Origin of the sequence: Streptomyces sp. NPDC057249, assembly GCF_042669245.1 — a bacterium.
Taxonomy (GTDB): Bacteria; Actinomycetota; Actinomycetes; order Streptomycetales; family Streptomycetaceae; genus Streptomyces.
The window spans coordinates 187284-206922 of record NZ_JBHUXS010000007.1; the positions used below are offsets into that span (position 1 = coordinate 187284).

Here is a 19639-nt window from a genome sequence, read left to right on the forward strand (position 1 = left end):
CGGCGGGGCATCGAAGCGGCGAAGAAGGGCAGACATGCCGAACGCGGACCACAACTGGCAGGGCGACCTCCTGCGCGACCTGAAGGGGCCGGACCCGGCCGGGGCCGGTGGTCAGGGGGTCCCGGCGGCCCCGGAGGCCCCGCGCCCCGCGGTCCCGCCCGCACGGCCGGAACCCGGGACACGCACCCCTGCCCCCGCCCCCGCCGCCCGTCCCTGGCCCGGGACACCGCAGCCTCCCCCCGCCCCCGACTCGCTCCCCGTCCTCGACCGGGCGATGGCCGCCGTGGCGCGGCGGCCGGTGCGGGGCGAGGCCGTCGCCGTACGGGCCGCGCGCGCCGTGCGCCGTGTCGTCTCCGGGTCCGCCGCCCGGGAGGTCGCCGCGCTCACCCGTACCGCCGAGGTGCTCCAGCAGCCGGTGACGACGGGGCGGCAGATCGCGGTCACGTCCATCCGGGGCGGCGCCGGCAAGACGACGGTGACCGCGCTGCTCGGCACCACGTACGCGCACTACCGGCAGGACCCGGTCCTCCTCGTGGAGGCCGACCCGGCCCTGGGCTCGCTGCCGTTGCGGCTGGGCGCCGGCGCGCTGCGGTGGACCACGGCCGACCTGGCGGACATCGCCGCGCCGCAGATGTCGCTGCTCGACGTCACCGGCTATCTCGTCCAGCTCCCGGACAACGCCTGGCTGCTGCCGGGCAGCCAGGGCCGGATCGGGGCCATGGTCGACACCGTCACGTACGAACGGGTGATGGTCGCCCTGCGCCGCTACTTCGGGGTGACGGTGGTGGACTGCGAGACGCTGCCCGCCGAGGTCGCCCGGGTCGCCCTGTCCGCCGCGCAGGCCCGGGTGCTCGCGGCCCCCGCCACGCTCGACGGAGTGACCAGCACGTACGCCGTGCTCCAGTGGCTCCGGGCCCTCCCCGCGCACGTCATCGAGGGGACCGTCGTCGCGCTCTCCGTGACGACCCCGCGCCCCGGCATCGACCTCGACGCGGCGGCCGAACGCCTCGCGACGACCGGCGCCCGCGTCCACGTCCTGCCGTACGACCGGCACCTGGCGGCGGGCGGACCGCTGCGCACCGGACTGCTCTCCCGCCCGGCCCGGCTGGCCGCCACCCGCCTCGCCGCCGAGGTCTTCGAACTGTCGCAGAAGCGCCGGTGACTGCGGTGCCGAGGGCCCGCCGTCCCCTGCCCGTCCGCCGCGCGACACCGTGCCCGTACCCGTACGCCCACCCGGCCACGATCCCCGGACGGAGCCGATGAGCACCCGCCTGATCCACCGACCCGCCCGCACCACGCGCCCGCCGGCCGGTTCCGAGCCGCGCACCATCGAGGCGCCGCCCAACCTGCCCGAGGGCAAGTCCGGGAACATCGCGATGTCGCTGCTCCCGGTCGCCGGGGTCATGTCGTCCGTGGTGATGATGACGGTGGTCCGCAACAGCCGGTTCGCCGGGCTCGGCGCGATCATCCTCGTCGTCACGGTCATCGGCTCGGCGGTGCTGCTGCTCTCCCAGCGCGGCAAGGCACAGCGGACCCGGCGCACCCAGCGCGAGGCGTACCTCGCCTATGTGGAGGACCTGCGCGAGGAACTGTCGGCGGAGGAGCGGGCCCGGCGCGAGCAGGCGGACGTGCTGAACCCGTCCCCGTACGCCCTCTACGACGTCGTGCGCGACCCGGCCCGGCTCTGGGAGCGGCGCCGGGCCGACGACGACTTCCTGCGGATACGGGCCGGCACCGGCGAGATGCCGCTGCGGGACCTCCGCATCGGCGAGCAGGGCTCGTCCGTCCTCACCCCGCCCGACCTCTTCATGCTCAACGAGGCGTCGGCGGTGGTGCAGCGGTTCCGCAACGGCACCGAACTCCCCCTGACCGTCCCGCTGGACCGGGCCGGGAACGTCAGCGTGGTCGGCCCCCGCGAGGACGGCCTGCGGGTGGTGCGCGCCCTGCTCGTCCAGGCGGCCGCCCTGCACGCGCCGGACGATGTGGCGATCGCGGTCGCCGCCTCCGGTGAGCGCATGGCCGACTGGGAGTGGGCCAAGTGGCTGCCGCACCTGCTCGACCCCGAGCAGTCCGACGGCCCGGTCGCCGCCCGCCGCATCGCGCCCTCCGCCGCTCAGCTGGCCCGCCTCCTCGGACCCGAGCTGCGCCGCCGCGCCTCGTACGCGGCCGAGGTGCGCCGCGGACTGGCCGGGCGGGACGCGCTCGCGATGAACTCCCGGCTGCTCGTGGTGGTCGACGGGCACGGCGAGGACGCCGTGGACCTGCCGCGCCCCGACGACGCGGTCGGGCTGCGCGAGATGGGCGTGACCGTGGTGCACCTGCTCGACCGGCGCGTCCAGGAGCCGGACCACGTCAACGTGCGCCTCACCGTGGACGGCACGGACGTGGTCGTGGAGGACCTGCGCGGGGCGGAGACCGTCGAGTCGCACGGCACGGTGGACGAGGTCGGGGCGGACTTCGCGGAGGGCCTGGCCCGGATGATCGCGCCGCTGCGGCTGTCCGCCGAGTCCCTGGCCGACGCGCCGCTGGCCGGGCCCGTCGAGTTCGCCGCGATGCTCGGCGTCCAGGACGTGGCGGCGCCGGACCTGGACCGGCTGTGGGCGCCGCGCGGCGAACGGGCCTTCCTGCGGGTGCCGATCGGGATCAGCGACGCGCACGAGCCGGTGCTCCTGGACCTCAAGGAGTCCTCCGAGCTGGGCATGGGCCCGCACGGGCTGTGCGTGGGCGCGACCGGCTCCGGCAAGTCGGAGCTGCTGCGCACCCTGGTCCTCGGCCTGGCGGCCACCCATCCGCCGGAGGACCTGGCGCTCGTCCTCGTCGACTACAAGGGCGGGGCCACCTTCGCCCCGTTCGCGGACCTGCCGCACGTGGCGGGGGTCATCACCAACCTGGAGAACCAGGCGGGTCTGGTCGAGCGCGTCCACTCCTCGCTGGCCGGCGAGGTCAAGCGCCGCCAGCAGGCCCTGAAGGACGCGGGCAACGTCGCCGACATCGGGGACTACGCGGCGCTGCGCGCGCGGAAGCGGCCGGACCTGGAGCCGCTGCCGCACCTGTTCGTGGTGATCGACGAGTTCGGTGAACTGCTCACCGCCAAGCCGGACTTCATCGACCTGTTCCTGTCCATCGGCCGGATCGGGCGCTCCATCGGCGTGCACCTGCTGCTGTCCAGCCAGCGCATCGAGAGCGGCAAGCTCAAGGGCCTGGAGACCTATCTCTCGTACCGGCTCGGGCTGCGCACCTTCTCCGCGGACGAGTCGCGGATGGTCCTGGACACCACGGACGCCTTCCACCTCCCGCCGCTGCCCGGCTTCGGCTTCCTCAAGGTGGACACCAGCCACTACACGCGCTTCAAGGCGGGTTACGTCTCCGGACCGTACCGGGGGCCGGTCCGGACCGCCGACGAGGAGGAGACCGGGCCGCTCGCCCTCCCGTACGAGGCGTACAACACCCTCGCCGGGCCGGAGAGCGCCCCGCAGGACCGCGAGCCGTCGGCCCGCCGCCGCGAGACCGGGCCGACCGAACTCGCGGTCATGGTGGACCAGCTGACCGGGGCCGCGCCCGGGGTCCGGAGCATCTGGCTGCCCCCGCTGCCCCCGGCCGTCACCCTGGACTCCGTCGCCGGACCGCTGGACGCCGGCCCGCGCGGGATGCGGCTGACCGGGGTGCGCCCGGACGCGGGCAGGCCGGGCACCCGGCAGCGGGGCCCGCTCCTCGTGCCGCTCGGGCTGCTGGACGACCCGGCCAAGCAGTGGCAGGGGCAGTGGCTCCTGGACCTCACGGTGGCCGGCGGGCACGCGGCGGTCATCGGCGGCCCGCAGTCCGGCAAGACGACGCTGCTGCGCACCCTGGTCCTCTCGCTCGCGCTCACGCATACCCCGCAGCAGGTCGGCGTCTACGGCCTCGACCTGGTCGGCGGCGGCCTCCAGGCCCTCGCCGGGCTGCCGCACGTCGGCGGCGTCGCCGGCCGCGCCGACCGGGAGCGGGCCGCGCGCACGGTCGAGGAGGTGCGCGCGATGCTCACCCTGCGCGAGGACCTGTTCCGCGAGCACGGCATCGACTCGGTCGAGCAGCTGCGCGCCCTGCACGCGGCGGGCGGCCTGCCGCAGCTGGCGTCCGCCGAGATCGTCCTCGTCATCGACGGGTTCGGCGCGCTGCGCGACGACTTCGACGAGCTGGACGACGCGGTCGCCGACATCCTCAAGCGGGGCGGCGGCTACGGCATCCACGTCGTCGCCGGGATGCTCCGGTGGAACGACGTGCGCATCGCGATCCAGTCCAACTTCGGCACCCGCGTGGAGCTGCGGCTCAACGACCCGGGCGAGTCGAGCATCGACCGCAAGCTCGCCGAGACCCTCTCCCCCGACGAGCCGGGCCGCGTCCTCACCGACGGGAAGCTCTTCGCCCAGGTGGCCCTGCCCCGCACGGACGGGGTCGCGGAGACGGCGGAGCTGGGCGCGGTCCTGGAGCGCGCCGCGCGCACGGTCCGGGCCACCTGGCACGGCGAGGTCGCCCAGCCGGTGCGGGTGCTGCCCCACCTGCTCGAACCGTCCCTGCTGCCGGGCCGGGCGGCGGAGCCGGAGCGGGTGCCGCTGGGCCTCGACCAGTCGGCCCTGGCGCCCGTGCTGCTCGACCTGTTCGGCCACGACCAGCACCTGCTGGTGCTCGGGGACAGCGAGTGCGGCAAGACGAACCTGCTGCGGGCGGTCGCCCAGGGCTACGCCGACCGCTACGGCGAGGACGACCTCGTCTTCGCGGTGATGGACCCCCGGCGCTCGCTGCGCGGGGTGGTCCCGGAGGAGCTGAACGGCGGTTACGCGTACAACTCCAAGCTCTGCGCGGGCCTCTCCGCCGCGATCGCCTCGGAGCTGGAGAAGCGGCTGCCGGACGAGAACGCCCGCCTGGAGGACCTGGAGCCGGGCAGCTGGGGCGAGGGCCCGCGCATCGTGGTCCTGGTGGACGACTACGACGTGCTGACGACGGCGGGCCAGTCGCCGCTGGCCGCGTTCCTCCCGTACATCCCGTCGGCCGTGGACATCGGCCTGCACTTCGTCCTGTCGCGGCGCGTGGCGGGGGCGGCGCGCGGGATGTACGAGCCGGTGGTGCAGAGCCTGCGGGAGTCGGGGGCCTCGGCGCTGGTGATGTCCGGCGACCGCAGCGAGGGCCAGCTCTTCCCCGGCGTGTACGCCGCCCAACAGGCGCCCGGCCGAGGAGTGTTCATCCAGCGGGGACGCCCGAACCGGCTGACGCAGACGGTGTACGTACCCCACTGACGTACCCCTTCGCAAAGCGCGGCCGAAGGGGTCACCGGCCCACTCGCCCCCTCACGGTGACGATATGGCCAATTGCAGATTGCAGTAGCGACGCACGGATTGATAGACATGATGCTGGAACGAACACAACCGTTCGAGGTTCGACGCATGGGGGGAAGCCGATGAAGTTCGACATGGGGTCCACGGTCCTGTCGACGCTGCTCAAGCACTCGCAGGGCTCCAGCACCGATCTGGGCACGCTGATCCGGCAGTTGATCGCCGCGGCGGAGCCGCTGGAGGGCAAGTTCAACGGCGCGGGCAAGATCGCGTTCGACGACTTCAAGAACCGCTCCGACGAGATCACCGCGGCGCTGAACGCCTCGCTCTCCGGCATCCTGGGCGGCCAGCAGGGCATGGACGCGGCCTTCGGCTCGGGTGAGCAGGAGCAGGGCGAGAACGCGCGTACGCAGATGGCTTCGGCCAACTTCGACGCGGCCCGCTTCGGCGCCCGCTGAGCCGGCGCGACCGGCGCTTTCGACGCATCCGTACACATTCCTGACGGGGAGACAAGAGTCATGGCAGGACACGGCGGCAACACGGACCGGCGCTCGTACGACACCGGCGCATCGACCGAGGTGCAGGGCAACCTCCAGACGGTCATCGCCCAGCTCGAACTGGTCATCACGGCCAGGGACGGCCAGGTCAAGGCCGCGATGAGCGATTTCGCGGCGGACGGCGTGGCCGACGAGTACCACGGCAAGGAACTCCGCTGGCAGGCGACGTCCCAGGAGGTCAAGAACATCATCCACCTCCTGCGCTCCACGCTGGAGAAGAACGACGGCACGGCCCACCAGACCCTGGCCCGCGCGAAGGCGGCCGTCGACAACATCGGCTGACGTTCACGACTCCGGGGGGGCGGCCGGTGACGGCTTGGGACATCGAACCGCAGGGTGTGCAGGGGCAGCTGAAGAAGGTCGGCACGCACGCCGGTGACCTGGAGAAGGCGTTGAACGCCCTGGTCACCGCGATGTCGGAGGCGGCGACGCACGCGGGTACGGCGGTCCCCGGCTCGGCGGCGTCACTGCCGGTGGCCGGGCCGGTGGCGGTGGGGGCGGAGCCCCTCTCCCACCCCACCCTGGGGCCGGTCGCCGCGGCGCTCGGCACGTACGTGACCGAGCGGAAGCCGCAGCTGAAGTCGATGGCGGAACGCATCCAGGCCGCCGTGCTCGGCGCGGCGACGGCGACGGGCGAGTACGTGGAGGGCGACCTCGACACGGCCAAGCGGGCCCAGGACGCCGCCAGGTCCGTCCGGCTCGACGTGCTCAAGGACATACGGGCGGGCAAATGAGCGAGAACGAGGCGGTCACCCCCTCCGGCATACCCGTCTTCACCGGCAACCTCGCCCTGCTGGACACCAGCGTGACCACGCTGACGAAGAGTGCGGCGTCGACCGCCACCGCCGCCGGTGACGTCCACAGCAGCTTCGGCTGCCTCCAGGCGTTCTACAAGGCGCCAGAGGCCGACCAGCTGTTCGCGACGACGCAACCGGTCGCGGACCGCGGGACCTCCCTGAAGTCGGAGCTGGAGACGATCACGGCCGCGCTGTCCGCGTACGCGACCGACGCCGCCCCGCTGGTCGAGAAGCTGAGGGAGCTCAAGCGCGAGGCCGAGTCCTTCGTCGTACGGATCAAGGACGACGACAAGTGGCGCGAGGACGGCGACCTGGTCGAGGAGAACAACCGCCGCCACGACGAGATCGCCGAGACCTGGGCGGCGTTCCAGGCGGTGGAGCGGGCCTGCCACGACAAGATCGTCGCCCTGGTCGGCGGCCCCGCGCTGAAGACCGACGACGGCTCGGGCAAGCAGGGCACGTACGGCTACGACGCCGAGACCCTCAAGCACGCCGAGGGCCTGCCCTGGGGCGACCCGGTCCAGGAGTCCAAGCCCTGGTGGCAACTGCACGAACACGCCTGGGACTTCGCCAAGGGGTTCTTCGTCGACGGCGTCTGGGGCACGATCAAGGGCCTGGGCACCCTGGTCGGCACCGACGGCTGGGACTCCGCCAAGCAGGCGTGGTCGGGCCTGGGGAAGCTCGCCACGGGCGTAGTCATCACCGCCACCCCGTTGGCCGGCCTGTACTGGGGGCTGCCGGACGACCAGCTCCCCTCCTATCTGCGGGACTCCCGCAAGGCGATGAAGGAGACCCGCAAGGCGCTCCTGGCCTGGGACCAGTGGAGCGAGAACCCGTCCCGGGCCCTGGGCGCGGTGTCGTTCAACGTCGTCACGACAGTGGTCACCGGCGGCACGGGCGGCGCGGCCTCCGGCGCCGGAAAGGCGGCCGTCGCGGCGAAGGCCCTGTCCACGGCGGGCAAGGTGGGCCGGGTCGTGGACCCGATGACGTACGTCTTCAAGGGCGCGGGCATGGGCCTGACGAAGATCGGCGACGGCCTGGCGGCGCTCAAGGGCCTGGGGCAGTTCGAGATACCCGCCCTCCCCGAGGGAGCGATCACCCTCCCGGAGGGTGCGTTCAAGCTCCCCGACGGCACCCTGCACCTGCCGGAGGGCGCCGCGGTCCCGGAGGCCGCGTTCGAGGTCCCGGCCAACTCCTTCAAACTCCCGGACGGCGCGGAGATCCCCCCGGGCGCGATAGACCTGGGCGACGGCGTGGTCCGCCTCCCGGAGGGCGTACACCCCCCTGAGGGCGCCCTCCGCATCCCCGAGGGCGCGCTCAAACTCCCCGACGGCACGACGGCCCTCCCCGAGAACGTGCTCAAGGCCACCGACGAGGCCGGCAACACGGTCTACCTGGACGGCCACGGCAACCTCCTGCGCGAGGACGGCGCCCTCCTCCAACACCACTCGGCGGCCCGCCAGGAGGGGACGGGGGCGCGGGCTTCGGCCTCGCCGGAGGAGGTGCTCGTCGGCTCCAGGTCCGGAGAGCATGTGCAGGATGCGCACACGAGCGGCCACGGACCAGATGCGCACGGGAGCGACGAGACGCCGAACCGTGGCCATGATGATGGCCCCAGCGGTCCTGATGAGGGGCATTACGGTGGCCGCGGTGGAGGGTCCGGCGGCGGCCATAGCGCCGACGGGAACTACGAGCCGCCCGATCCTGCAGGATGGAAGAGGCCGCCCGACGATTCCGGACCGTTCCCGCGAGGCGGCAAGACTGAGCAACAGATACGCAGTCAACTGCGAGGAACGAAAGTCAAGCCAGGGGACGTAGAGAAGGTGCTCCGAAACTTGGCCACGCATCCGGCCGGTAGGGAACTCGCCGACACCATTGCGTCCGGCCGGTTCAGAGAGGCTGCAAATTTCTCGGATGTGGTATCCAATATCTCGCAGTACAACATGATACCCGGCTGTCGAGAACAGATCCGCCTTGCAAATCGCCTCCACGAGGCGGGACTGACCGACATTTCGTTCGAGATCAAACGAGGTGGTAACCAGATTCGTCCGGGGGTCTTCACCGCCGAGGGAACGGATCTCGACTTGATGGCACGCGACGCAAAGGGCAACGTCCATGGATGGCAATTCAAGGACATGACGAACGCCAACTCGACTTCATCACCGCGCAAGGTCGTCGATAAAATATTCAAAGAAAGGCCACAGCTCACCGATTCTCACGCCGACGTACAAACCTTCGTGGTGGACACAAACGTTCCGATGGGCGAAATGGCCACCCAGGTCGATCGGCTTCGGCAGGGGTATGAGGGCTTCAATATCCAGTTCGTCATTCGCACGCCAGACGGAATTATCTTCGTTCCGCGCGACGGAGAGTTCATGCCAGAGGAGATTCTGTGATCGCCAGCACCCCTGTCGCCCGCTGGACCTGGGGACGTAGCGACGACAGCGGCGACGACCTGGCGCTGTGCTTGCGTGATGCGTTGGCCGCGCACTCCGTCCTCGCTGCACATGGACTCGCTACCGCCGAGGCCCAGGTGCGCCTGTCCGTCGCAGAGCGGGGTAGGCCGCAGAACTCATTGTTCCGGGGCGAGTTGAGAACGTCCGACGATTCGGGGCGCTTCAGCGAGACGGTCAGAGCCCACTTGGGCGACCACCCAGTCGGCCCTGTGGACGCCAACCTGCGGTGCGACGGGATGCTCGCGTCGACCGAAGGAGACACGCTCCAGTGCGGCCTGTTCGAGCTCAGGGCCTCGGCGTACGCCGGCTTCGTGTCCGTGGAACTGGTGACGCTCCACGACTCCTGGATGCCGTACGACCTCAAGGGGCGTGCCCAGGGCGCCGGCTATCCGGTGAATGCGGCGCGCCTGGCCGCCGCCCTGCCCGCACTCGCCGACGCTCTCCATTCCGAGACCGACCCGGACAACCAGAGCCATTTCGCCAGACCGACCACGACCGGCGCCGACAATGTCTACGAGGAGGGCGGAACCCCGTCCGACGTGTGGGCCACTTTCGAGATTCCCCGTAGGTATGACGAATTCACTCATGCCCCGGGCTTCGGCCGCATCGGCTACAAGCGCACGGCGGAAGGCGAAGTCCAGTACGTGCCCGTGCTGGTTGGGCACGCGGTGCTGGGGTACCTCTGGGCCTCCGACGCGGAGAACGCTGCAAGCTTCGAGCCGAAGGATGTCGGCGACGACGAGACGTACCACGCTGGACTCCACTGGCTCGACCGCCTGCACACCGCACACGACCAGGGCCTCGCACCGTCCGAAGCCCTTCAGCAACTCACCGATGGCCTCCCCCAGGGGGACCACGCCCCCGGCCGCATGCGCCTCGGCGCCCTCCGGGAAATGGCTGCCGACCTGTGAGGGGGCCTTCGGCAGGAACCGACCCCATGACCGGCGCTACGGAATCCGGCTCGTACGCCTCCGAGTGGACCGCTGGCATGCACCGCCACGCCGTGGGCCTCGCCGAAATGCTGGGCCTGAGCGAGCAGCGGTACATGAGAGACCCGCTGGTTCTCCTGCCAGGCCTCCAGAACTATGTGGACCGCCTTCCACTCGCAGAGTTCGAGCAGTCGGACTGGATCACCCGGACCTGACCGCTTACCTGGGAGACTTCACGGTCCTGTGCCACAAGGCGACCTGGGTCGATGCGGAGGACTCCACGTCTCCCGCCGGGCACCGGTGGTTCATCGAGACGACCGGCCTGGGCGGGGGCCGCTATCGCCTAGAGCCGTACGACGTGGCCATGGAGGAGTTCGAGCATCTCCCCATCGAGATCGGCCGAATGATCGCACACGCCGAAGCAGCGCTGCACGTGACACCTCACCCGGTACAGCGCCAGCCGCGAGTAATGGAGCACCTTGTGACACGGCATGTGGCTCGGCACGGCAGTGCAGGGCCTGACGACGAGACGTATGCGCGCAACCTGAGTGCGGGGCTCCTGAGGACCATCGAGACTTTGGAACGCTCGCCCGGGATGTTCGACAGCGGCCTCGGCAAATCCCTGTTGAATGTTCGGGCCCATCTGGCCACCGACCCGGACGCGTCGGAGCTGCGCACCTGGGAGGCCGTGGTGACGGCGTTGCAGGTGCATTCCGCGCTGTTCGCGGCCTCTGATCGGACAGAGGGGCACGTCCTGTGCCACATCGCCGAAGAGATGCGATCGATCCCGGCGACCCGACCGACCCGTTCCGCCAATCCCGGTCACTGGATCAATGCCTTCTGGCTGGCCATCGTCTGCCGTGACCAAGCGCGGATGACCCAGCTGTGCACTGTATCGCTGGAGCTGCTGAGGGTGTCACGAGCGCGGTACGACGAGTTCATGTTCGATTGGGTCGACACACTTCAGTCCTACTGGGACGAGCGCCCCGGCCTCGGCGGGAAACTCATCGCAACCATCGAAGGATCCCACCCCGATGTCGCGAGAGTGGCGGAGAAGGAACTCATCGACAAGATCCTTTATCAGCCGGTCAACCTCTTCCATCTCTTCGTACGCAAAGACCACGCAGGCTTCAACCAAGCCCTTTTCGAAGCAGTGGAATTGCACAAGTCGTACTGGACGGCAACCGCAGAGAGAGGAGCCAGCGTCGAGGGCTATCTGGCGCTGGGGCCCTTGGCCATCACCTGCCTCGCCTTCGACGCGGGATTTCCGATCGAAGTCGAATCAGACTATCTACCCGCTCACTTGCTTAATCGCTCCTGGGTGGGCGAGTTCACCACCTGACCTCACCCTGCGGGTACACACCGCACACACGCTTCCGAGAAAGTGATCCAGTGGCCACAGCTATTACCCGGCACGCGATCACCCGACAGCATCTGCTCGAGCGGGAACCGTCCATCTCTCCGCATACAGAGCAACTGCTGGAAAGAATCTACAAATCGCCGTATGCCCTCGAAAGCGCCATGTCCACCTCGTTGGTCATGGCTTACGAGAAATCCGCGGTCGATCCCGCCGCCTCATGGATCGAATCGTGGGAGGCGTGGGTCGCCGCCATGCAATCCGGGTCAGTCCTCTTCGCCGCCGCCACGACCGCCGAGGACGGCATGGGCTGCCTAATCCACCATGAAGTGCGTGGAGTTCCCGCCTTCGTTCGTCCCGAGTCGTACGCGGACGCGGGGCACTGGCTCACCGCCTTCTACCTGGCGGTCGTCTGCCGCAACGCCGAGCGGCTGACGGCACTTTGCCACGTCCCGACTTCGAAGCTGCATGAGTCGGGAGCAGTGTGCGACGACTACCTGCACGCGTGGATCGAGACGCTGCAGGCGTTCTGGCTGGGGCGGCCGGAGTTCGCCGACAAACTGGTCGAGGCAACATCGGGAACGGCTCCCGGCATGCCGTCCGTCACCGGACAGGATTACGTCTCCCAGCTCATGTGGCCCCCATGGACCTCCTCCGCCGACGGGCCACCGGGCAGCACGCCGAGTTCAACAGCGCACTTGAGCAGGCGCTCCGCGCCCACAAGGCCTATTGGTCGGCCGACCAGGAGCGCTCCGACTCCTGCTTCGGCTGGGTCGCCCTGGCCCCGCTGGCCATGGCCTGCCTGGCAGCCGACGCCGACTTCCCCATCGAAATCGAATCGGACTACCTGCCCCGCGGTCACCCTCCCGGAGGGCGCGTTCAAACTCCCGGACGGCGCGGAGGTCCCCCCGGGCGCGATAGACCTGGGCGACGGCGTGGTCCGCCTCCCGGAGGGCGTACATCCCCCTGAGGGCGCCCTCCGCATCCCCGAGGGCGCGCTCAAACTCCCCGACGGCACGACGGCCCTCCCCGAGAACGTGCTCAAGGCCACCGACGAGGCCGGCAACACGGTCTACCTGGGGCCACGGCAACCTCCTGCGCGAGGACGGCACCCTCCTCCAACACCACTCGGCGGCCCACCAGGAGGGGACGGGGGCGCGGGCTTCGGCCTCGCCGGAAAAGGTGCTGGCCGGTGCGGGAAAGTCGTCGGACGCGGCGACGCGCCATGCGGGTGGTGGGGGGCACGCCGCCGACAGCGGCGCCCCCGGACTATCCCACCATCCGGCCGGATCGGGCTCCAGCGGCTCGTATCCACCCGGCCGCGGGGGCGGCGGCTCCGGCGGAACCCCGGAACCGGCGCGCCCACCTATACCGCGCCCCGCCTTCATGGCCGACGGCCCGAACCCGTACGGCAAACGGGGTTCGCTGACCCGGGAGCAGATCGAGGAGATCCAGGTCTACCGGGCGAACGAGGAGCCGGGGTACCTCGACCGATATTACAAAAACAACGGATCCCGAAATCTGCTCAAACTCCACGACGAAAGCGGATTCACACCTCCACAGCTTACGAAACTTGCGGGAGAATCCACATGGTCCCGTGCCAAGGACGTACCCGAACCCCCGAGTCCGCATTTTCTTGATGAGGACCACATCCGGGTCGGGGCGGACACCGTCAAGAACGGCGCACGGCTCAGAGTGCTCGACGCCGCCGCATTCAAGCGGCATGCCGCGATCCAGTGGGACAACCTCACGAGGGACTGGAGGGCGGTGGCCGACCACGATCTCCAGGTCCACGGCGACCAGAAATCCCGTAATCTCTTCGACGAGGCGACGGATGACCAAGGCCGCCCGAGACTTCGGCGAACAGGTGGCGGAGCACCACTTCATCGTGGACAACTACCCTGGCTTCGAACGGCAGCCACTGCGTGGGCCGGCAAACGGCAACGACCAGTTCGATCAGGTGTGGGAACACGAGGACGGGCGCGTTGTCGTCGTTGAGGCGAAAAGCAGCATCGGGACGGAGTTGGGGCATCGCACTCTTCCCGACGGACACAAAGTTTCCCAAGGAAGCCTCGAATACTTTATGGACATCATCGCGAAGATGGAAGCCCGAGGTGAGTTCAAGACAGCCCGCACCTTGAGGACCGCATTACAGAACGGAAATCTCGACTACGTCGTCGTCAAGGGGGAGAGAAACACCGGCCGGTACACTGGCTACCGGTACAGACGGTTCGACATCAGCAGGGGGCCCTGTCGTGAGCACCACCAGTATCGCCCGCCATGACGTATTCAAGGGGCGCGATGCGGAAAAGTTCGTAGCCGATTTGGAGGAATATCTGTTCGAAGACATCGACGAGCTGGCCAGAAGCTCCAAGCTCATCGATGCAACCTTCAACACCTCCGTGATGGGACTGCGCGCCCGGTGCCTGATCGATCCGGACGCTGCTGCGATCGAGACATGGGAATCGACGGTCAACGCCCTGCAGATGGGCTCGGCACTGTTCGCCGTCGCCGGCGCCGGCGACGGAGCCGTGGAGTGCCGTATCAATCACAAGCTGCGGACCATCCCGGCCCCCGGTTGCAGGCTGGTGGCCGGCGAGGGCGCCTGGCTGACCACTTTCTGGCTGGCTCTCATCTGCCGCGACCAGCCACGCCTGACCCAGCTCAGTCAGATCCCGCTGGAACAGCTGCGCTCACCCCAGGCTCTGGCCGATGAATACCTCCACCACTGGATCGACACCCTCCAGACCTGGTGGCTCCGCGGCCCCGATCTCGTGGACAAGCTCATCGCCACCATCGAGACGTCCGACCCCTCGGTGGCACGCGTCGCACCCCTCGACATGCTGCAGGGCGTGCTCTACCCGCCGATCAACCTCTTCTACCACTACGTCCGCGAGGACGAGGCCGGCTTCGCCCCCGCCCTCGCCGAGGCACTCAAGCTCCACAAGGCGTACTGGACTCTCAACGAAGAACGCGCCACAGACATCGACGGCTCCATCGCCCTGGGCCCCCTCGCCATCGCCTGCCTCGCCCACGACGCGGACTTCCCCCTCGACATCGAATCCGAATACCTCCCCAAGCACCTCCTCCAACGCACCTGGATCAACGAATTCCCCACCTGAGGAGGCAAAGCGCGACCGCGCTACTCGCCCGGACGCCCGAAGAGTTCCGCCCCCGAGCGGAGCGCGGCGATCATGTCGGCCCGGTGGGTCGTCGCGGGCCGGCCGGCCCCGAAGCCGGTGATCACGGCGTGGGGAAGGTAGTCGCTGTCCACGGCGGGCGCCCATCCCCGGCGGCGGTGGGCCAGCGCGGCGAGCGCCAGGGGTGTGAGCGGCAGGAGGGAGCGGGGGTGGGTGCTGACCTCCCCGAGCGACTTGTACGTCAGCAGTAGTCGGCCCAACGCCGCGTCGAATGCCTCCCCGTCCCCGGCCGCAAGGGCGCGCAGCGCGAGGAGGGCCAGGTAATCGCGGCGGCCCCCGACATCGCTCCCCAGCTCGGCGACGAACGCGCGGATGAAGGCGAGCCCGCCGTCGATCGCCGCGAGCACCTGCGCCTCCGTGGGCGGGTAGTCCGCGTCTTCGTCGTCGCCCAGGTCCCCCAGTACGTACGCCATGAGGCCGTCGGCGAGCGCGTCAATGGGGAAGCGGGCCTGCTGAGGGTCGCGTGCGTGGGAGAACGCCTCGCGGTGGCGCTCGACCGTATCCGTGAGCACGGCCAGGCAGAAGGCGTCGAGCCAGTCGAACGCGCCAAGGGAAACAGGGCTTCCGTCCGCACCAGCGTCGTAGGACACCCCGAAGTTCACGTAGTCCAGGGAGACCGTGAAGGGGTGGCCAGGGAAGTACGCGGCGAAGGCTACGGCGCCGCTCGCAGCCTGTTCCGCGGCGCGGAGGACGGCTTCCGCCTGCGGGGTGTCGAGAGCGGGGTGGCGTGCGGACAGCGCGCCCAGATGGTCGAGGAACTCCCCCGCCAGCAGGGACCAGTCGTTGGCGGTCATCCGCTCCGAGGACAGACTCCGCACCAGCCCGCCGATCCGGCGGTCGAAATCGTCCCGGGCGGCCGCCACGTGCGCGTCATCGAGTACATGCCGCTGCAGGTGCACAGCCCAACCATCCCGTCCCGTCCCGCCCACGTCCGGCCGGATGTGGATCGCGCATCACCCTACTGACCGGCGGTCGCCGCCGTCCCGCTCCCACGTGCTCCGCATCACCCTGGACAGCCCCGTGACCGCCGGGTAACTTTTAACCATGGCTGAGCAAGCGCTTAGCCATGCTCCGGAAGACGTAGCCCCAGAAGACGTAGAAGTCGCAGCCACCAGGGAGGCACCCCGTGCGCCGTACGGTATTCAACGAGGACCACGAGGCGTTCCGGGAGACCATCCGGGCCTTCATCGCGGCCGAGGTCGTGCCCGTGTACGAGGAGTGGTTCGCCGCCGGGCAGGCGCCGCGAGAGTTCTACAAGCAGCTTGGTGAACTGGGCGTCTTCGGGATCAACGTGGACGAGGAGTACGACGGCGCGGGCATCGACTCGCACAAGTACGAGGCCGTCATCTACGAGGAGACCGCCCGGGCCGGCGTCTCCTTCGGCGGCTCCGGCGTGCACACGCTGCTCGGCCTGCCGTACATCAAGATGCTCGCCACCGACGAGCAGAAGAAGCGCTGGCTGCCGAAGTTCGTCAGCGGCGAGGAGATGTGGGCCCTCGCGATGACCGAGCCGGGCACCGGGTCGGACGTGGCGGGCATGAAGACCACCGCGAAGCTCTCCGAGGACGGCACGCACTACGTGCTCAACGGTGCCAAGACGTTCATCACCGGTGGCGTCCACGCCGACCGCGTCATCGTCTGCGCCCGCACCTCCGCCCCGCGCGAGGACGACCGCCGCTTCGGGATCTCGCTGTTCGCCGTGGACACCAAGTCCGAGGGCTACTCCATCGGCCGCAAGCTCGACAAGCTGGGCCTGAAGGTCTCCGACACCGCCGAGCTGGCGTTCGTGGACGTCAAGGTGCCCGCCGAGGACCTGCTCGGCGAGGAGAACAAGGGCTTCGGCTACCTCGGCACCAACCTGGCCTCCGAGCGCTGGGGCATCGCCTTCGGCGCGTACGCCCAGGCTGCCGCCGCCGTGCGGTTCGCCAAGGAGTACGTCCAGGAGCGCACCGTCTTCGGCAAGACCGTCGCCTCGTTCCAGAACACCAAGTTCGAGCTGGCCGCCTGCCAGGCCGAGGTGGACGCGGCCCAGGCCGTCGCCGACCGCGCCCTGGAGGCGCTGGACGCCGGTGAGCTGACCGCCGCCGAGGCCGCCTCCGCGAAGCTGTTCTGCACCGAGGTCGCGCACCGCGTGATCGACCGCTGCCTCCAGCTGCACGGCGGCTACGGCTTCATGAACGAGTACCCGATCGCCCGCCTGTACGCGGACAACCGCGTCAATCGCATCTACGGCGGCACCAGCGAGGTCATGAAGTCGATCATCGCCAAGTCCATGGGCCTGTAGGGACCACGTCCACACAGCCATGAGCACCGCACTCGATTCCCTGCTCGATCTGCTCGACCTGGAGCGGATCGAGCAGGACATCTTCCGGGGCACCAGCCGCTCGGCGGTCGTGCCCCGGGTCTTCGGCGGACAGGTCGCGGCCCAGGCGCTCGTCGCCGCGGGCCGCACCGTCCCCGCCGACAGGTCCGCCCACTCGCTGCACGCGTACTTCCTGCGCATGGGCGACCCGGGCGCGCCGATCGTCTACACCGTGGACCGCATCCGCGACGGCCGGTCCTTCGCCACCCGCCGGGTCGTCGCCGTCCAGCACGGGCAGCCGATCTTCCACCTCTCCGCGTCCTTCCAGACGTACGAGGACGGCCTGGAGCACCAGGCGGACATGCCGCCCGCGCCCGATCCGGAGACGCTGCCCACCGCCGCCGAGATGCTGCCCCGCTACGCCGACCGGTTCAGCGACCCGGGCATGGTGGACCGGCTGGTCGAGGCGCGGGCCGCGGTCGATCTGCGGTACGTGGACGCGCCGCCGTTCGGCACGGTCGGCGAACCCCGCGAGCCCCGGTCGCAGGTGTGGTTCCGTACCAACGGCAAGCTGGCCGACGACCCGCTGCTGCACGTCTGCATGGCGACGTACGTCTCCGACATGACGCTGCTCGACTCCGTGCTCCTCGCCCACGGGCGCGGCGGCTGGGCGGTCGGGGACGTCGTCGGGGCCAGCCTGGACCACGCGATGTGGTTCCACCGGCCGTTCCGGGCCGACGAGTGGCTGCTGTACGACCAGGAGTCGCCGTCCGCTTCGGGCGGGCGCGGCCTCGGCCAGGCCCGCATCTACACCCAGGACGGCCGCCTCGCGATCACCGTCATCCAGGAGGGTGTGGTCCGGGTCCCCCGGTGACCGGCCGCGCGTCGGACATGAGCGGGCCGCGCGCGGACATACTCACCGGCATGACTGACGCCAAAAGCAGTGGTGGGGGGTCCTCCACCTTCACCGTCGTCGTCGCGGCGCTGGCCAATCTCGGCATCGCCGTGGCGAAGGCGGTCGCCGGGCTGATCAGCGGGTCGAGCGCGATGCTCTCCGAGGCGGCCCACTCCGTCGCCGACACCGTCACGGAGGTCCTGCTGCTCACCGCGCTGAAGCGCAGCGAGAAGCCGGCCGACGACGACCACCCGCTGGGGTACGGCCCCGAGCGGTACATCTGGGCGCTCCTCGCCTCCGTCGCCACGTTCGTCGGCGGCGCGGTCTTCTCCGTGTACGACGGGGTGCACACCCTGCTCGCGGGTGAGGACCTGGGCGACCCGCTGCTCTCGTACCTCGTGCTCGCCGTCGCCTTCCTGCTGGAGGGCTTCTCGCTGCGGACCGGGCTCAAGCAGGTCCGCGAGGAGGCCGAACAGCTGGGGGCGCCCGCCCGGCACTACTTCCGGCGCACCCCGGACACCGCCGTCAAGGCCGTCGTGATGGAGGACTCGGCGGCCCTGCTCGGCCTGCTGCTCGCGGCGGGCGGGCTGCTCGGCGGCCAGCTGACCGGGTCCGGGGTGTGGGACGGCATCGCCTCGCTGCTGATCGGGGCGCTGCTGGTGTACGTGGCGTGGGTGCTCGGCCGGTCCAACATCCAGCTGCTGATCGGGCGGCCGGTGTCGCGGCCGATGCGGGACGGCATCCGGGAGGAGCTGCTCGGCGTCGACCACCTCATCTCCGTACTGGAGCTGACCACGCTCATCCAGGGGCCGGACGAGATCCTGGTCGCCGCGAAGGTCGACTTCCGGGACACGGTCAGCGCCGAAGAGGTCGAGACGGCGTGCGAGGAGGCCGAGCGCAGGCTGCGGCAGCGGTACGCGTCCATCAAACGGGTGTACCTGGACCCCACGTCGGGGCGCGAGGCGCGCCGCCGGGCCCGGGCGGCGGAGGAGGAGGGGCCCTGAAGCCTCAGAGCAGCCCCGCCGCGTCCAGCAGGTAGTCGGTCATCGGGTCGTAGAAGCGCGGGTCCAGGACGTGGTCGTCGAGCGGGACGGCCACCTGGAGGGTGCCCTCGGACTCGCCGAGGAAGAGCGCGGGGTCGTTGCAGTCCGCGTACCCGATGGCGTCCAGGCCGCGCTGGGCGGCGCAGCCGGCCCAGCCGTGGTCGGCGACGACCAGGTCGGGCAGCGGGCGGCCCTCGCGTTCCAGGCCGTCGAGGATGGCCGCCATCGGGGCCGGGGAGTGGGTGTGCCAGAGGGTCGCGCCGCGCTCCTGGACGGCGACGTCCGCGAACTGGAAGACCATGCCCTCGTCGGCCATGAGGCCGCCCGGGATGCGGACGATCTCGCAGCCGGCCGCCCGCAGCGCCTGCGCGGTCTGGCGGTGGACGTCCAGGAGGCCGCCGGGGTGGCCGGTGGCGAAGAGGACCCGTTCGCGGCCCTCGACGGCCGTGCGGAGCCGGGCGGCGGCCCGCTCCAGGGCGTCCACGGTCAGCTCGGGGTCGATGGTGTCCTGCCCGAACCGGTGCTCCGGATCGTCGCTGACCCCGCACCGCTCGGCCATCACGGCCAGCACGTCCTGCTCGTCGCGCCACCGGTCGCCCAGCTCCAGGCCCAGCCAGTAGTGCCGGTCCCCGTTGGCCAGGCTGCGGTAGTGGGCCAGGTTGTTGTCGCGCGGGGTGGCGACGTCCCCCGCGATGCGCGTACGGACGAGGTGTTCGACGAGGGCGGCGCGGCTGGGTATCGGCATGGGGCCATTGTGCCGTGGCGCGTGCCCGGCGTCCCGGCCGTCCGGGGGCCGG

Annotated in this window: 17 protein-coding genes and 1 pseudogene; 16 read left to right on the top strand and 2 right to left on the bottom strand. The window is 70.2% G+C overall.

From position 1 onward, the window contains the following. The first annotated feature begins 34 nt into the window (after positions 1-34). The 13 genes and pseudogenes from ACFUJY_RS15425 to ACFUJY_RS15485 all read left to right on the top strand — a co-directional run bounded on the left by ACFUJY_RS15425 (position 35) and on the right by ACFUJY_RS15485 (position 14524). Positions 35-1162, top strand: coding sequence for a MinD/ParA family protein (locus ACFUJY_RS15425; protein WP_383298951.1), 1128 nt, complete (start codon positions 35-37; stop codon positions 1160-1162). A 97-nt stretch (positions 1163-1259) separates the two neighbouring features. Further along, a complete protein-coding gene (gene eccCa / locus ACFUJY_RS15430; RefSeq protein ID WP_383298954.1) occupies positions 1260-5270 on the top strand; it encodes a type VII secretion protein EccCa in 4011 nt (1336 codons plus the stop codon). A 161-nt stretch (positions 5271-5431) separates the two neighbouring features. Then, positions 5432-5764: a hypothetical protein gene (locus ACFUJY_RS15435; RefSeq protein ID WP_365681586.1), complete on the top strand. Its 333-nt coding sequence runs from the start codon at positions 5432-5434 to the stop codon at positions 5762-5764. Between the two features lie 60 nt (positions 5765-5824). Continuing rightward, entirely contained in the window at positions 5825-6145 is a 321-nt protein-coding gene (locus tag ACFUJY_RS15440) for a pore-forming ESAT-6 family protein (RefSeq protein ID WP_361024524.1), read from the top strand. A gap of 26 nt (positions 6146-6171) precedes the next feature. Then, the gene (locus ACFUJY_RS15445) at positions 6172-6597 is read left to right on the top strand and encodes a DUF6507 family protein (protein WP_383298959.1); all 426 of its coding nucleotides are present in this window, start codon (positions 6172-6174) and stop codon (positions 6595-6597) included. Then, positions 6594-9056, top strand: a complete 2463-nt coding sequence (locus ACFUJY_RS15450; protein ID WP_383298962.1) for a hypothetical protein — start codon at positions 6594-6596, stop codon at positions 9054-9056. Before ACFUJY_RS15445 ends, ACFUJY_RS15450 begins: the two co-directional genes overlap by 4 nt. Next, positions 9053-10027: a hypothetical protein gene (locus ACFUJY_RS15455; protein WP_383298965.1), complete on the top strand. Its 975-nt coding sequence runs from the start codon at positions 9053-9055 to the stop codon at positions 10025-10027. Before ACFUJY_RS15450 ends, ACFUJY_RS15455 begins: the two co-directional genes overlap by 4 nt. A 26-nt stretch (positions 10028-10053) precedes the next feature. Continuing rightward, positions 10054-10260: a hypothetical protein gene (locus tag ACFUJY_RS15460; protein WP_383298967.1), complete on the top strand. Its 207-nt coding sequence runs from the start codon at positions 10054-10056 to the stop codon at positions 10258-10260. A 149-nt stretch (positions 10261-10409) separates the two neighbouring features. Continuing rightward, positions 10410-11387, top strand: a complete 978-nt coding sequence (locus ACFUJY_RS15465; RefSeq protein ID WP_383298970.1) for an immunity 49 family protein — start codon at positions 10410-10412, stop codon at positions 11385-11387. 269 nt (positions 11388-11656) lie between these two features. Beyond that, positions 11657-11950: pseudogene (locus ACFUJY_RS15470) on the top strand (immunity 49 family protein); the annotation flags it as partial. Between the two features lie 95 nt (positions 11951-12045). Continuing rightward, positions 12046-12372 carry an immunity 49 family protein gene (locus tag ACFUJY_RS15475; RefSeq protein WP_383298973.1) on the top strand — a complete coding sequence of 109 codons (327 nt, stop codon included), beginning with the start codon at positions 12046-12048 and terminating at the stop codon, positions 12370-12372. Positions 12373-13236: 864 nt separating this feature from the next. Beyond that, positions 13237-13686, top strand: a complete 450-nt coding sequence (locus ACFUJY_RS15480; protein WP_383298976.1) for a hypothetical protein — start codon at positions 13237-13239, stop codon at positions 13684-13686. Positions 13687-13726: 40 nt separating this feature from the next. Further along, positions 13727-14524 (top strand): immunity 49 family protein, encoded by a 798-nt coding sequence (locus ACFUJY_RS15485; protein ID WP_383299402.1) that lies wholly within the window; start codon positions 13727-13729, stop codon positions 14522-14524. A 20-nt stretch (positions 14525-14544) separates the two neighbouring features. On the opposite strand, the gene ACFUJY_RS15490 is transcribed toward ACFUJY_RS15485, so the two are convergent. After that, entirely contained in the window at positions 14545-15501 is a 957-nt protein-coding gene (locus ACFUJY_RS15490; protein ID WP_383298979.1) for an Imm49 family immunity protein, read from the bottom strand. Between the two features lie 227 nt (positions 15502-15728). Here ACFUJY_RS15490 and ACFUJY_RS15495 point away from each other — a divergent pair, with 227 nt between their 5' ends. From ACFUJY_RS15495 to ACFUJY_RS15505, 3 genes are read left to right on the top strand one after another with little or no spacing between them, the layout of a single operon-like run. Then, the gene (locus ACFUJY_RS15495) at positions 15729-16886 is read left to right on the top strand and encodes an acyl-CoA dehydrogenase family protein (RefSeq protein ID WP_383298982.1); all 1158 of its coding nucleotides are present in this window, start codon (positions 15729-15731) and stop codon (positions 16884-16886) included. Positions 16887-16905: 19 nt separating this feature from the next. Continuing rightward, positions 16906-17778: an acyl-CoA thioesterase II gene (tesB, locus tag ACFUJY_RS15500; protein WP_383298985.1), complete on the top strand. Its 873-nt coding sequence runs from the start codon at positions 16906-16908 to the stop codon at positions 17776-17778. Between the two features lie 50 nt (positions 17779-17828). Next, on the top strand, positions 17829-18803 hold the full coding sequence (locus ACFUJY_RS15505) for a cation diffusion facilitator family transporter (protein ID WP_383298988.1): 975 nt from the start codon (positions 17829-17831) through the stop codon (positions 18801-18803). 4 nt (positions 18804-18807) lie between these two features. On the opposite strand, the gene ACFUJY_RS15510 is transcribed toward ACFUJY_RS15505, so the two are convergent. Next, the gene (locus tag ACFUJY_RS15510) at positions 18808-19587 is read right to left on the bottom strand and encodes a phosphatase (protein ID WP_383298991.1); all 780 of its coding nucleotides are present in this window, start codon (positions 19585-19587) and stop codon (positions 18808-18810) included. Positions 19588-19639: the final 52 nt, after the last annotated feature.

Excerpts from the sequence above, each read along its gene's own strand:
- ACFUJY_RS15425 (WP_383298951.1), top strand. The coding sequence starts at position 35 with ATGCCGAACGCGGACCACAACTGGCAGGGCGACCTCCTGCGCGACCTG.
- eccCa (WP_383298954.1), top strand. The coding sequence starts at position 1,260 with ATGAGCACCCGCCTGATCCACCGACCCGCCCGCACCACGCGCCCGCCG.
- ACFUJY_RS15435 (WP_365681586.1), top strand. The coding sequence starts at position 5,432 with ATGAAGTTCGACATGGGGTCCACGGTCCTGTCGACGCTGCTCAAGCAC.
- ACFUJY_RS15440 (WP_361024524.1), top strand. The coding sequence starts at position 5,825 with ATGGCAGGACACGGCGGCAACACGGACCGGCGCTCGTACGACACCGGC.
- ACFUJY_RS15450 (WP_383298962.1), top strand. The coding sequence starts at position 6,594 with ATGAGCGAGAACGAGGCGGTCACCCCCTCCGGCATACCCGTCTTCACC.
- ACFUJY_RS15460 (WP_383298967.1), top strand. The coding sequence starts at position 10,054 with ATGACCGGCGCTACGGAATCCGGCTCGTACGCCTCCGAGTGGACCGCT.
- ACFUJY_RS15465 (WP_383298970.1), top strand. The coding sequence starts at position 10,410 with ATGGAGGAGTTCGAGCATCTCCCCATCGAGATCGGCCGAATGATCGCA.
- ACFUJY_RS15475 (WP_383298973.1), top strand. The coding sequence starts at position 12,046 with ATGGACCTCCTCCGCCGACGGGCCACCGGGCAGCACGCCGAGTTCAAC.
- ACFUJY_RS15480 (WP_383298976.1), top strand. The coding sequence starts at position 13,237 with ATGACCAAGGCCGCCCGAGACTTCGGCGAACAGGTGGCGGAGCACCAC.
- tesB (WP_383298985.1), top strand. The coding sequence starts at position 16,906 with ATGAGCACCGCACTCGATTCCCTGCTCGATCTGCTCGACCTGGAGCGG.
- ACFUJY_RS15505 (WP_383298988.1), top strand. The coding sequence starts at position 17,829 with ATGACTGACGCCAAAAGCAGTGGTGGGGGGTCCTCCACCTTCACCGTC.
- ACFUJY_RS15510 (WP_383298991.1), bottom strand. The coding sequence starts at position 19,587 with ATGCCGATACCCAGCCGCGCCGCCCTCGTCGAACACCTCGTCCGTACG.